Here is a 12,373-nt window from a genome sequence, read left to right as displayed (position 1 = left end):
CGCAACTTGCAACTTAGGGTGTTTGAAGCCTACGGCTGTATTGACTTGTTGTAAATAAGCAATTGGTTTTATATTAACCTTGATTCACGTTCCTTCGCCTTGCGTAGAGGAGAGAAAACTGTCTGCGCGCCTGCCTTAACGAGCCGTCAAGACTGCGAGTGTTACGCTTGCCGGACTAGATTGACCCGAGCGCCCGGTGGATGCGTATAGAGGCCTCTGCACATGCGTCATTTGATGGTGTCTGAATGAAAAAGTTGCTGATCGTTGATGACGATCTCGATCTGGTCGATCTGGTGACGCGTGCTTTCATTCAGAGCGGATACGATGCTCTGGGTGCCGCAAACGCGTCCGATGCCATAGATGCAACTGAGGTCGGCCTGTTTGACGGCGCCATTCTTGATATGCGCATGCCGGACGGCCACGGGGTTGATCTGTGCAAGCAGCTGCGGGTCAACATCCTGCCGAGTGTTCCGGTGCTTTTCATGACGTCCCGCGATGACCTGGATGCTGCGTTGGCAGGGTTTTCCGCTGGCGGCGACGACCATGTCATCAAGCCGATCAAGCTCGGAGAGCTGGTCAAGCGTATGGAACGGCTGTTGGAGATTACCGCCACCGAGAATCTGGCAACCCGGCGCGCCGGGTTGATCAGCTCGGTGGTGGAGAGGGCCGGCATCGCTGCTCATGACTTTGATGATGTCGCTCATCCTGGGAGTGTCCGCCAGTGAGAACAAGATCCGGAATGACTTTGGGTCACATGCCCGTCAGCATTCTGCTGACCAACAAATAACTGAATGATACGTATAAACCGAAGCTAATGATTACGGATATCGCCAGAATGAATGATGCTTCATGCCGGTCGGATGGGCAGCCCGACAGGTGGTTATCTAATTGAAAAAATAATTTTTTGGCAGTGATCGATGATCGCGGCAGTATCTGATTCTTGCTGCGCAGTCGGACGGCTTCTTCTTAAACACCGGAGCACGGGCTATGGATGCAATCTGGAATGCGCTCTATGACAATGGTTTCATGCCGCATGGCTACTGCCTGTTGTGGGACCCATGGTTGTTCTGGTCGCACGCTGCGTCTGATGCGGCCATAGCCATTTCATATTTCTCGATCCCGGCGGCGCTGGTGTTCTTCGCTATCAAGCGAACGGATTTTGAATATCGCTGGATTCTTTATCTTTTCGGCGCCTTCATTGTGTGTTGCGGCCTGACCCATCTGTTCGGCATCTGGACTCTCTGGGTTCCGAGCTACGGCGCTGAAGGCATCGTAAAAATCTTCACGGCGCTTGTTTCCGTCGCCACGGCCGTCCTTCTCTGGCCTCTCTTGCCAAAGGTCATAGCCTTGCCCAGTACGGGGGACCTCATCCGCTCGAACCAGGAGCTCGAACGGGAGGTATCCCAGAGGCTCATCGCGCAGCAGGAATTGCAGACGCTCTATGTCGAACTCGAGCAACGCGTTGCAGACCGGACCGCCGAGCTGGAGGAACGCAACCGCGAGCTGGCTCTGGCAACCAGCCGCGCGCGCGAGGCGAACGAGGCCAAGTCACGCTTTCTGTCAATGATGAGTCACGAGTTCAGAACACCATTGCACGGCATCATGAGTATGGCCGGCCTCTTGAAGGAAACGGATCTCGACCGAAACCAGCGGGATTACATCCAGACTGTCGACCGGTCTTCGCAAGCCCTGACCAGCATCGTTGACGACATACTCGATTTTGCGAAGGCGGATGCAGGTCGCCTGACCCTGGCTCCCGCGCCCGTCGATATCGTTGCGCTTTGCGAAGATGTGGTTGCCTCGATTGCACCCATTGCACACGGGCGGGGCCTTGATATCGCAACGATTTTCTTTGACAGGTTCGTGCCGCACGTTGTTGCCGACGGAGCGCGGCTTCGCCAGGTTCTGACCAATCTGATCGGCAATGCGGTTCGATATACCGATGAAGGGTCAATCATCGTCTCTGTCGGGCTGAGCGAGAGGAACGGGTCGCCGATCCTGAGGATGAGTGTTGAGGATACCGGGATTGGTATCCCGCCGGAAAAAATCGAAACTGTGTTCGAGCGTTTCACGCAGGTTTCCGAAGACGATCTCGACAATGTTCGCGGCGGAACCGGTCTTGGCCTGGCAATCAGCAGACGCCTTGTGGAGCTTATGAGCGGGTCCATCAGGGTGACCAGCGAAGTCGGCATTGGCAGCGAGTTCGTCATCAGTCTGCCGGTCGAACTGGTGCCGGAATCGGAAAGCGGGTTCGTCGGACCGGAACAGGTGACGATCTATGGTCCGGACGGGGCCACGCGCAAAGAACTTTCATCCATCCTGAAGATTTCCGGCACCATAGTCTCGACCGTTCCGGCAGGTGATCCCGGCAGTGTGCTGGAGCCGCCTTCGAGCGGTGATGCGATTGTCATTGTCGGCCTGCAGGAAGCGTGCAGCGACCTGTCACGGTTCGCGGAATTTCCTGGTCGTCTGATCGTGATGCTTCCGGTTGGCGCCAAGCCGATGGCTTCGGAAAGTCTTGGGCTGTCTGCAAGCGTGACCGCTGAAATCCGGCATTATCCGATCCGGCTCGCGGATCTGTTCGCGATTTTCAATCCGGCGCAGCAGGTCGATGCCGCAATGCAGCCTCAGCGAGAGGCGAACGCGCAGTCACTGCGCGTTCTGATTGTTGATGACAATGAAGAAAACCGGCTCGTTGCCGATCGTATATTGTCACGTGACGGACACAGTGTCGCGACCGCTATGTCCGGGCAGGAGGCGATAGATATACTGGCCGGGGACCGGTTCGATCTCGTCCTGATGGACCTGCGAATGCCCGACATGGACGGCTATACGGCGGCGCGCAAGATCCGCGCGGGCGGTGGCCGGTCCCGGGATGTTCCGATCGTCGCCGTGTCTGCGAATGTGATGCCGGAAGTTGCGCGCAAGACGGAGCAGGCCGGGATGAATGGCCAACTCGCCAAGCCGTTCCAGCCGTCTGACCTGCGCTCGCTCGTGGCCCGTTTTGCGCCTGCCGCGGCGGTTCCGGCGCCGGGAGTACTCCCGAAGATGGACCTGGATGCCGAGTATCTTCAGGATATTGCCGACAGCGCCGGAGAGGATGTGCTGCTGCGGACCGTGGCACGGTTTCAGGAACAGGCGGAGCCAAGACTGGCTGCGATTTTAGCAGCCGACACGCCGGATGAAATAGGCGAACTGGCGCATGCGCTCGCGGGTGCCGCAGGGACGGTCGGGCTGTTGAGGCTATGCGCGCTCTGCAACGCGATTGAGCTTGCCGTGCATGATGTCGATATGCCGCGAGCCAACAGATGCCTGGGAGATTTGCGCTTCGTGATGTCCGATGCATTGGCCGCTCTTTCAGGTTACCTTGGTAAGCGGGAAGCCACACACTGAAAGCCGGTGGGGCCATTCGCGACCATGCCTCTCAATGAGTGCTTTAATTCTGCTCCGGAAATGTCTTCAGGCTTCCCGCTGTCGGCCCGATTGCGTTAAGACGGAGCGTTGTTTCAGGTCAAACATCCGAAGAACCTTCCGGACAGGCGGCGCGTTCCCGCGTGCTCCGGAAGCATCACACAAGACAGATAGGCGCGGCAGGTTTCGGATGCAGGCTCAAGGCCAGGCGCCGCGATGGGAAACCGAAAGGGACAGGGTGAGATGCCGATCAAGAACCGTATTGCCGAGTTTGAAGGCGAGATGCGCGAATGGCGCCATGATTTCCATATGCATCCCGAGCTCTGCTACGAAGAGACGCGGACGGCAGGTATCGTTGCTGAGAAACTGCGCTCCTGGGGCATCGAGACCCACGAGGGCATCGGCAAGACCGGTGTGGTCGGCGTGATCAGGGGAAACGGTTCGGGCACCGGCGCCATCGGTATCCGGGCGGATATGGATGCCCTGCCGATGCAGGAGATCTCCAGCCCGGAATACAAGTCGACCGTTCCCGGAAAGATGCATGCCTGCGGCCATGACGGCCACACGTCCACCTTGCTCGGCGCGGCAAAATATCTGGCCGAAACCCGGAACTTCGATGGCATCGTCAATCTCTACTTCCAGCCTGCCGAAGAAGGCGGCGCCGGTGCCCGGGCGATGATCGAGGACGGTCTGTTCGAGCGCTTTCCGTGTGATGCGGTCTACGGTCTGCACAACATGCCGCAGCTTCCGAAGAACACTTTCGGTATCCGCAAGGGCCCGCTGATGGCCGGCGCCGACGGCGTCACCATCACCATCAAGGCCCGCGGCGGTCATGCGGCCATGCCGCACCTTGCGATCGACCCGATCGCCATCGGCACGCAGATCTACCAGGCGGCGCAGACCTTTGTGTCCCGCTCGATCAACCCGTTCGATACCGCCGTGGTCAGCATCACCCAGTTTCATGCCGGCACGGCGAACAATGTCATTCCGGGCGAAGCCGTTCTGAATGCCTCGGTCCGCACCATGACCAAGGAGGTCCAGGCGCTGATCAAGGAGAAGTTCCAGAAGCTCTGCGAAGGTCTGGCCCTGGCCAACGGGATCGAGATCGAGTGCGTCTATCGTGAGGGTTATCCGGTCACGTCGAACCATGATGCCCAGGTCGAGCGGATCATCTCCGCCGCGGCCAGCGTCGTCGGCATGGAGGCGGTCGATCCGGAAACCGAGGCCCTGATGGGCAGCGAGGATTTCTCCTTCATGCTGGAAGAGCGTCCGGGCGCCTATATCTTCCTCGGCGGCGGGGACGAGACCCACACCCACTCGGTGCACCACCCGGAGTATGACTTCAACGACGAGACCCTGACCACGGGCGCGAGCCTGTGGGCGGCCCTGGTCGAGGCGGAACTGCCGCGCGCCAGCTGACCAGGCCGCGCAGTCACCACAAACCACAGCGAGGCCGATCGCCAGGCATGGGAAGGCCGGCGGCTGATCGCCGGCCTTCTGGCCTCGTGGACCTGAACAGAAGTGTGTCCTGGGTTATCCGCGGAGGCCGTTGACAGCCTTATACCTCTGGGCCAGCGGTGCCAGATTCTTGTGGGTGCGCTCTATGGCGCCGCTTTTCAGATCGATCAGGGTGAAATGGAAGCCCGGTCCTGGCGCCTGTGCCGGTTCGACATCCGTGCGCAGCGGCGATGTGGTGCTGAGAGCGAGTGTTCCGAGCAGTTGAATCTCGCCCTTTCGCATGACCGGAAGCAAGACCCGCTCAAACTCCATGAATTCGCGGTCCGGCAGGACGACCTGTCCCCTGAAGATGCAGACGCTGGGGTCGAAAATACGGAGGAAAAACGGCGCAACGTGACCGTAGACTTCTCCGGGTACAACTTCGTCGAGATAGCGGCCGGTATGGTTCTGTTCGAAGAGCCGGTTAACCTCTTCGCCGGAGACCCGATACTTCAACCGATCGTCTTCGCGTTGCAGCAGATAGAGAAAAGGCAGCAGTGCGGGAACTGCGATGGGATCGAACGGAGGAACTGTGCCCGCGCCTTCCGCGTCCAGCAGTTCGAGCCAATGATCTAGGATTTGGGACGTTTTCTCGTAGCGGACCAGCGCAACTGACAGGTCGCGGATCTGATCCATGATCGACCTCATTCAGGGGGGGGCTTGCTCTGACGGTCTGATGCGATGGTTTGCCTGCATAGCCAGGAACACCTTTTTCATTCGAGTCGCTTCTGTTTCATGCGAAGGGCACCGGCCGGGGTCCAGTATACCGGCAATCGAGACAATTTTATAGAGATGCCCGGAAAATACAACCTGCTGTCCGGCAAGCTGGCTGATCGCCTGTCATGTGCCGCAGCAGGAATGTCCGCCCCGAAGAGTGTTTCTGTTGCCGGACCCGAGCGGAGATGCGAGCTTTCCGTCTCAAGCGGGGATGCGGTCAATTGCGAGGACATAAGACATAATGAGTGCTAAGCGACCGTCACTGACGGATTTGCTCGATCTCGACGTGACGGTCGATGTCGTCGATATCGGTGCGAACCCGATCGCCAGTGCCGGCAGGCCGCCATACCAGGACCTTCTGGATCTCGGGAAGGCCCGCCTGGTCGGGTTCGAACCGAGTCCTGAAGCGCTGGCCGAGCTTCAGGCGCGGAAAAGTGCTTTTGAAACCTATCTTCCCTATGCCGTCTATGACGGAACCGAACAAAGCCTGAGGATCTGTCAATCACCGGGCATGACGTCCCTGCTGGAGCCGAACATACCCGTTCTGAGCTGTTTTCACGGGTTCGACGAATGGGCAAAAGTTCTCGGCCGGGAAACGATCGAGACGGTTCGCCTGGATGATGTCGAGGAGATCGGGAACCTCGATTTCCTGAAGATCGACATTCAGGGCGCGGAGCTCGAAGTGTTTCGCAATGGTGTCGAGAGGCTTGCCAATTGCCTGGTTATCCAGTCGGAAGTCGAATTCATGCCGATGTACGAAAACCAGCCGCTTTTCACCGATGTCGATCTTTTCCTGCGGCAGCGGGGATTCGTGCTGCACCGCTTCATCGACCAGACCAGCCGGGTGGTCAAGCCGCTCATTGTCGACAACAATCCCTATGCAGGTTTGAGTCAGCTCCTCTGGGCGGACGCGGTTTTCATCCGCGATTTCACGCGTTTCGATCGGCTGACCGCCGATCAGCTTCTGAAAATCGCCCTGATCCTGCACGATGTGTACAGTTCCTTCGATATCGCGCTCCGGGCGTTGCTGACCCGCGACGCCATGATTGGCACGCGGTGCGGAGAAACCTATCTGCGGAAACTGGAAACTCACTAGTTCATGGTCCGAGGAAGACCGGGACTTGTCCGCGAAGGCGATACCGGCGACGCTGATCCTCGAGACACTTCGCTTGGGGGAAGCGCGATGACATCGCTGGGGTTTGATTTTGAGGCCGTGATGCGGCAGGACCTGCCGGCTCCGGCGGGGCGCTGGAACGGTTTTCCGGATTTCAATTTCGTTGGCGGGCATAACGCGCCGGAATGCATTCCGACCGACGCTCTGGTCGAAGCGGCGACACGGGTTCTGCAGCGCGAGGGGATAACGCTCGCCACGTACAGCCTTGAAAGCGGCCCGCAGGGCTATCGCCCGTTACGGGAATTCCTCGCCACGAAACTGGGCCGCGATGCGGGCATGACCTGCACCGCGGACGATATCCTGCTCACATCCGGGTCTCTGCAGGGGCTCGACCTGATCAACCAGGTGATGCTGGCGCCGGGAGACATCGTGCTGATCGAGGAGGCGACCTATGGCGGCTGCCTGACCCGGTTCCAGAGGCTTGGTGTCACGCCGATCGGCATCGCGCTGGATAACCAGGGCATGCGGATGGATCATCTGGCCGAGACCCTCGCAAAGCTTGCATCCGAAGGCAAAAAGCCGAAATTCATCTACACCATCCCGACCGTGCAGAATCCGACAGCCTCGATCATGCCGCTGGCGCGCCGCGAGGAACTGCTGCGGCTGGCGGAGCAGTACGACGTCGCGGTGATCGAGGACGAGTGTTACTCGGACCTGATCTGGGACGGGCAGCGTCCGCCGGCGCTGCATGCCATGGACAGGAGCGGCCGCGTGGTCTTCGTCGGCTCCTTCTCGAAATCCATCGCTCCGGCGCTTCGCGTGGGCTTCATCGTCGCCCCCTGGCCGTTCATGGCCCGCCTGCTGTCCTGCAAGACCGATGCAGGGTCGGGGGCGCTTGAGCAGATGGTGCTGGCTGAATTCTGCAACGCGCATTTCGAGTCCCATGTTGTCGACCTGAACAAGACCCTGAAACAGAAGTGCGACGCACTGATCGATGCGATGGAGAAGAATTTCGGCACTGTGGCGGAATTCGAAACCCCGCCCGGAGGCATCTTCCTCTGGGTCAAGCTGCCGGCGGAGGTCGATACGTCGCGCCTTGCCGCCGTTGCTGCCCAGCACGGGATTCAGATCAACCCGGGCGCCGAATGGTCGATCGAAGGCCCGGGCGCGAAGCGGGCGATCAGGATCTGTTACGCCAACCCGCCGATCGAGACGATCCGGAAGGGCGTGGCGGCACTTGCCGAGGTCTGCCGCGAAGAGTTCGGCGTCCCGAAGACGATCGCAAACGCCTGAAACAACCGGCGCTCAGAGAGCGCTGGCGAGAAACCTCTCCAGCGCCTTCAAGCCTTCCGGAAAGGTGCGCCGGCAGAGGCCGAAACGGACATGATCGTCACCTGCGTCGAAACACAGGCTCGGCGCCAGCGCGATGGAGGCTTCCCGTACCAGCCGGTCGCTCAGTGCCTGCGTGCCGCCGGGCCCGTGCCAGCGCGGAAAGGCGACGGTACCGGCATCGGGCGGAATCCAGGAGAACAGATTGCCGTGCCGGGAGATGAAATCTTCCGTGGCGGCCATGTTGGTCTTAAGGATATCGCTGTTGCGCCGGATCAGCTTTGCCTCGTTCCGGAAAGCGACACCGGCCAGAAAGGCGACGGGGGCGGGGACGTAGCAATTGAAGAGGTCCTTCACCTGTTTGACCGCCGCCATGGTTTCCGCATCGCGACCGGCGAGCCAGCCGAACCGCAGACCGGGCAGTCCGCAGGTCTTGGAAAGGCCGTGCAGGGAAATGGCCTTATCATATCGGTCGGCCAGGTTGGGAACAGCCGTGCCGTCAGGCAGCCCGGCATAGATTTCATCTGAAAACAGCATCGTGCAGGACTGTTCCAGCAAAGCCAGGAAGGCGGAAAGATACGCCTCGTCCGGCATGAAGCCGGTCGGGTTCTGCGGGAAGGTGGTAAGGACCGCCTTCGCCGGTGTCGCCAGCAGGCCGGCAAGTTCGTCGAGATCGGGTACCCAGTTGTTTTCCGGCCGGGCCGGCCAGGGCACGATTTCGGCATGGCGCCATGCGGGCAGAAGGAGGTGCGGCGGATAGCAGGGCGTCAGCACGATCACCCGGTCTCCCGGTTCGATCAGGGCGGTAAAGAGCATGGCGAGGCCCTCGTCGAGACCGCTGGTGACCAGCACGCCGTCGAACGGGACGGAGCTGTATTTTGCCGCGATGGCCGTTCGCAGCTCGGACGGGCCGAAGCGCTCCGGGTAGTCAAGTCCGAGGCTGACAAAGCGCTCCGCCGCGTCCGGCTCAAGCCCGAGAAGCTCGGCCTGGCCGACAGGTTCGGAAGCCGATGCGCTCATCTTGTGCCGGGTGGCGATTGTCGCCGGGTCGTCGAAGAATTCCTGCAGGCCCCGTTGTCTCGCCATATCCGCTTCCCGCCGCCATTCGCACACCGATGCCATTGTCTCTAGCACCGACTGCAAACGGCGACGAGGGAGAGTTGATCTGCTCTCCAGGTGCCTTGGTTCAGGCGGTGGCGGCAGTGGCTGCCGGCGCATCGCTCTGCAATACCCGGGCGAGATCGCCGAAGCAGGCGTCCCAGCCGCCGCAGATATTGAGCCGCGAGCCTTCGCTTTCCACCATCGAATGGATCAGCCGGACCCGTGTGCCGTCCTCCACTGCCGTGAAATAGACGGCAACCTCGGATGCGGGAGAAATCTCGCCTTTTCCCGACGTTGTCTCCTTATGGTGTCGCCAGGTGAAAACCAGGGAATGGCCGGGCTCTATCTCTTCATATTGCCCATGCAGGATGTCCCGTTCGCCGTCTTTCTCGGCAAACGTGAAGGTCCAGCTCCCGCCGACCCTGAGATCGACCTCCGCCTTTTCCAGCGCGTGGCTGCCGAACCATTGAATCAGATCTTCCGGCGTGGTGAAGGCCCGGAATACGCGCTCGGGAGATGCCGGGAAAATGCCCTCGACAATGATCGGATCGGCGCCGTTCGGTGATTTCAAATAGGCGAATGTCATTTCTTTTCCTCCAGGAAACGGGCGAGGCTCTTGAAGCCATCCTCCCAGAACTGTCTGTAGGTATTGAGCCAGTCGGCCGCGTCTTTCATGGGGCCGGCATTCAAGGCGCAATATCGGGTTCGGCCGCGTTTGCGGACCGTGACCAGTCCCGCATCGGAAAGGACGCGGACATGTTTGGAGACGGCTGTCTGGGACATGTCGAACGGTTGTGCGACATCCGACAGAGCGGCTTCTCCCGCGTGCAGGCGCGCCAGAATGGCCCGGCGGGTTTCGTCTGATAGGGCTGCAAAAGTCTGATCGAGTGCTGGCATGGCGCACATCCATTAGTGAACTGATTGGTTGACTTTACAGTGTTGAAGTTCGTTAGTCAACTATCTGGTTCACTTAAATGCGGCGGGAAACGCATGGCGAACGATGCCATTCAGGCGCCGAGTCTGAAATCCGGGAAAAACAGCAGGATGATCGATAGGGCCATAAAAATCAGGGCAGAGAGAACCGCATACTGGCCGAACTTTCGATAGGTCTGATGCAGGATTGAGCCAATGATGCGCTGCGCGACCGGTTTCGGCGGCCTGTCTTCCTTTGCGAGAATGATCCAAAGTTCGGTTTGCCGATAAGGCCGCAATGGAGCGCGCATCGCATAGTGAAAGAGGATGGCGGCGACGATCAGGCAGAGGATACAGCCAGCGCGCGCGGCGACGAGCGGCTCATAGCTGAGGCTCATGACAATGCAAATGATTGCCAGCGCGGCGAAACCTGAAGCCCGGCCGACCGAGACTATCGCTGCATTCTCAATTGCTTCCATCGGACGTATCCGTGGCGTTGCTGTGCCGCATGGCATCCCTCAACGAAAATTAGTTAGGACGCATCGCGCAAGAGGCAAGTATGCGATGCCTGCATTTCGGTCCGTGAAATCCGGAGTCCGTGGCTGCCGTCAGGAATGGTTGAATGATTTGCGCTCCACTTCGTGTCCCGCTGACCCGAAGACAGGGTGGCTTCAGATATCTTTCCAAGGGAGGTAACGGTGCTTGTGAGATCCATAGGACTGGCAATTGCTCTGATTGGGGTCGGGGTTGTATCTACAGGGGCTGCGGACGCGCAGACCGTGAACGTAACCCCGCTTGGCAGTCACGACGGTGAATTCTGCCGTTTCGACCGGGCGATGATGTTCGAAGATCCGGACGGCACCCGTATTCTGTACGATGCAGGGCGGACGGTTGCGGGGGTGGATGACCCGCGGCTGGGTCAAGTGGATGCCTTGCTGGTAAGCCATATGCATGGCGACCACGTCGGGGACCGCCATATCGACGCGGTCAATGCCGGCGAATGCGGCGCACCGGCTATGACAAAGGTGGATGCGCCGAATACCAACAGCGTGAACATCGCCCTTGGCAAGTCCGCGCTGATCGTGACCGGCAGCGAGATGCCGCGCTTCTTTGCCAGCAAGCTGAAGGCGCTCGGCGGCGATCCGAAAAAATCCCAGCTCGTCCGCTTCGGCGCGTCCCGCAAGGTCGGCGGTGTCAGCATCACGACCGTCCCGGCGGTTCATTCCAATGGGGTGTCAGGGGCCTTTATCGGCGGGCGGCTCGGTGAGTTGTTGAACGCATCGGGGCTGACGGCCTATGCCGGTCCGCCGACCGGCTATGTCCTGACCTTCAGCAACGGTCTTGTTGCATATCTCTCCGGCGACACCGGGGTGACGGCGGAGCAGCGTACAGTGGTCGGGGAGCAGTATGGTGCGGAGCTTGTCGTCATAAATATCGGCGATACCTTCACCACCGGGCCGACCGAGGCCGCCTTTGTCGTCAACAACCTGATCAAGCCGGTTTCGGTCATTCCCTCGCATGCCAACGAAGTTGCGACGAAGGGCGGAAAGCTGATTGAGGGAAGCAAGACGGACCGGTTCATAGAGGCATTGAAAGTTTCCGCACATTTGCCGTTGAGCGGCCGCACCATGACATTTGACGGCGCCGGGAAATGTACATCCGGGTGCTAGATTTCTTCTGACACACGGGCCCCGCAGGACCAGTGCTGCGGGGTCCCTTTGTCCCGCTCAGCACCGCGGCTGCATGAACAGCTGCGGCATCGGTTTCATGAGATTCGCCGGCGTGTGATGCGTGAACTGGAACACAAGCATTATGCGCTCCACATGCTGCGGGGCACCGAACGGAAGCAGCAGGGACGTGTAGAATTTCTGCCGTCCGTTCGCCCAGTTGGCCGGTCCGCCGGTGTAGAATGCGGATGCCGTGTCGCGGCATTGAAGGAGGCGGGCCAACGCATTTTCGGTGCCGGGAATCTGACTGACTTGTTGACCGGTATCGTCCCGGCCGACGGCCGACCGGACTCCTGTGCCAACGATCCGGATCCGGAAGTCACCGTCGCCGATCGGCTCCACCACGGCGATTGACGAGAGGGACTGCCGCGGAAATTCCACAGGGTCCAGTGCTGATTTCGGCGGCAGGATCGCTTCGCCGCGTGCGTCCAGCCAATAGCCATACATGGCGCGCTGTGCGTAACTGGCGAGATCCTCAGCGGTAAAGTCAGAGTCGACATCTGACAAATTCATAATTCACTCCATGCCAATTTGCGTGCGGGAGGCCGCTTCTTGGACTGCTGGG

At 59.8% G+C, this 12,373-nt stretch carries 12 protein-coding genes; 6 read left to right on the top strand and 6 right to left on the bottom strand.

The annotated features are described in order from the left end of the window. Window positions 1–245 precede the first annotated feature (245 nt). The 3 genes from RH950_RS15825 to RH950_RS15815 all read left to right on the top strand — a co-directional run bounded on the left by RH950_RS15825 (window position 246) and on the right by RH950_RS15815 (window position 4,830). On the top strand, window positions 246–725 hold the full coding sequence (locus RH950_RS15825; RefSeq protein WP_350058452.1) for a response regulator transcription factor: 480 nt from the start codon (window positions 246–248) through the stop codon (window positions 723–725). A gap of 262 nt (window positions 726–987) precedes the next feature. Beyond that, window positions 988–3,393 (top strand): ATP-binding protein, encoded by a 2,406-nt coding sequence (locus RH950_RS15820; RefSeq protein WP_350058450.1) that lies wholly within the window; start codon window positions 988–990, stop codon window positions 3,391–3,393. Between the two features lie 261 nt (window positions 3,394–3,654). Beyond that, a complete protein-coding gene (locus tag RH950_RS15815) occupies window positions 3,655–4,830 on the top strand; it encodes a M20 aminoacylase family protein (RefSeq protein ID WP_350058448.1) in 1,176 nt (391 codons plus the stop codon). Between the two features lie 114 nt (window positions 4,831–4,944). Here RH950_RS15815 and RH950_RS15810 read toward each other — a convergent pair whose 3' ends face one another. Then, on the bottom strand, window positions 4,945–5,544 hold the full coding sequence (locus tag RH950_RS15810) for a PAS domain-containing protein (protein ID WP_350058446.1): 600 nt from the start codon (window positions 5,542–5,544) through the stop codon (window positions 4,945–4,947). A gap of 322 nt (window positions 5,545–5,866) precedes the next feature. Between RH950_RS15810 and RH950_RS15805 the strand changes: the two genes are divergently transcribed. Both RH950_RS15805 and RH950_RS15800 read left to right on the top strand, forming a co-directional pair. After that, on the top strand, window positions 5,867–6,721 hold the full coding sequence (locus tag RH950_RS15805; RefSeq protein ID WP_350058444.1) for an FkbM family methyltransferase: 855 nt from the start codon (window positions 5,867–5,869) through the stop codon (window positions 6,719–6,721). An 87-nt stretch (window positions 6,722–6,808) separates the two neighbouring features. After that, window positions 6,809–8,032 carry an aminotransferase-like domain-containing protein gene (locus RH950_RS15800; RefSeq protein ID WP_350058442.1) on the top strand — a complete coding sequence of 408 codons (1,224 nt, stop codon included), beginning with the start codon at window positions 6,809–6,811 and terminating at the stop codon, window positions 8,030–8,032. Between the two features lie 12 nt (window positions 8,033–8,044). On the opposite strand, the gene RH950_RS15795 is transcribed toward RH950_RS15800, so the two are convergent. The 4 genes from RH950_RS15795 to RH950_RS15780 all read right to left on the bottom strand — a co-directional run bounded on the left by RH950_RS15795 (window position 8,045) and on the right by RH950_RS15780 (window position 10,560). After that, on the bottom strand, window positions 8,045–9,154 hold the full coding sequence (locus RH950_RS15795) for an aminotransferase class I/II-fold pyridoxal phosphate-dependent enzyme (protein WP_350058440.1): 1,110 nt from the start codon (window positions 9,152–9,154) through the stop codon (window positions 8,045–8,047). A gap of 100 nt (window positions 9,155–9,254) precedes the next feature. Further along, the gene (locus tag RH950_RS15790; RefSeq protein ID WP_350058438.1) at window positions 9,255–9,755 is read right to left on the bottom strand and encodes an SRPBCC family protein; all 501 of its coding nucleotides are present in this window, start codon (window positions 9,753–9,755) and stop codon (window positions 9,255–9,257) included. Continuing rightward, window positions 9,752–10,066: an ArsR/SmtB family transcription factor gene (locus RH950_RS15785; RefSeq protein WP_350058436.1), complete on the bottom strand. Its 315-nt coding sequence runs from the start codon at window positions 10,064–10,066 to the stop codon at window positions 9,752–9,754. The genes RH950_RS15790 and RH950_RS15785 overlap by 4 nt, the downstream gene beginning before the upstream one ends. 110 nt (window positions 10,067–10,176) lie before the next feature. Next, the gene (locus tag RH950_RS15780) at window positions 10,177–10,560 is read right to left on the bottom strand and encodes a hypothetical protein (protein WP_350058434.1); all 384 of its coding nucleotides are present in this window, start codon (window positions 10,558–10,560) and stop codon (window positions 10,177–10,179) included. A 300-nt stretch (window positions 10,561–10,860) separates the two neighbouring features. Between RH950_RS15780 and RH950_RS15775 the strand changes: the two genes are divergently transcribed. Continuing rightward, window positions 10,861–11,751 carry an MBL fold metallo-hydrolase gene (locus RH950_RS15775; protein ID WP_350058432.1) on the top strand — a complete coding sequence of 297 codons (891 nt, stop codon included), beginning with the start codon at window positions 10,861–10,863 and terminating at the stop codon, window positions 11,749–11,751. A 57-nt stretch (window positions 11,752–11,808) separates the two neighbouring features. Here the strand turns inward: RH950_RS15775 and RH950_RS15770 are convergent, their stop codons facing one another. Then, complete coding sequence (locus RH950_RS15770; RefSeq protein WP_350058430.1) at window positions 11,809–12,321, bottom strand: PAS domain-containing protein; 513 nt, start codon at window positions 12,319–12,321, stop codon at window positions 11,809–11,811. Window positions 12,322–12,373 lie beyond the last annotated feature (52 nt).

The sequence above is a fragment of the Nisaea sp. genome (assembly GCF_040217065.1).
In the GTDB taxonomy this organism is placed as follows: domain Bacteria; phylum Pseudomonadota; class Alphaproteobacteria; order Thalassobaculales; family Thalassobaculaceae; genus Nisaea.
The sequence above is the reverse complement of the archived record's forward strand: the minus strand, read 5'-3'. Positions and strand labels throughout refer to the sequence as shown.

Coding starts and splice junctions, on each gene's coding strand:
- RH950_RS15825 (WP_350058452.1), top strand. CDS start 246: ATGAAAAAGTTGCTGATCGTTGATGACGATCTCGATCTGGTCGATCTG.
- RH950_RS15820 (WP_350058450.1), top strand. CDS start 988: ATGGATGCAATCTGGAATGCGCTCTATGACAATGGTTTCATGCCGCAT.
- RH950_RS15815 (WP_350058448.1), top strand. CDS start 3,655: ATGCCGATCAAGAACCGTATTGCCGAGTTTGAAGGCGAGATGCGCGAA.
- RH950_RS15810 (WP_350058446.1), bottom strand. CDS start 5,544: ATGGATCAGATCCGCGACCTGTCAGTTGCGCTGGTCCGCTACGAGAAA.
- RH950_RS15805 (WP_350058444.1), top strand. CDS start 5,867: ATGAGTGCTAAGCGACCGTCACTGACGGATTTGCTCGATCTCGACGTG.
- RH950_RS15800 (WP_350058442.1), top strand. CDS start 6,809: ATGACATCGCTGGGGTTTGATTTTGAGGCCGTGATGCGGCAGGACCTG.
- RH950_RS15795 (WP_350058440.1), bottom strand. CDS start 9,154: ATGGCGAGACAACGGGGCCTGCAGGAATTCTTCGACGACCCGGCGACA.
- RH950_RS15790 (WP_350058438.1), bottom strand. CDS start 9,755: ATGACATTCGCCTATTTGAAATCACCGAACGGCGCCGATCCGATCATT.
- RH950_RS15785 (WP_350058436.1), bottom strand. CDS start 10,066: ATGCCAGCACTCGATCAGACTTTTGCAGCCCTATCAGACGAAACCCGC.
- RH950_RS15780 (WP_350058434.1), bottom strand. CDS start 10,560: ATGGAAGCAATTGAGAATGCAGCGATAGTCTCGGTCGGCCGGGCTTCA.
- RH950_RS15770 (WP_350058430.1), bottom strand. CDS start 12,321: ATGAATTTGTCAGATGTCGACTCTGACTTTACCGCTGAGGATCTCGCC.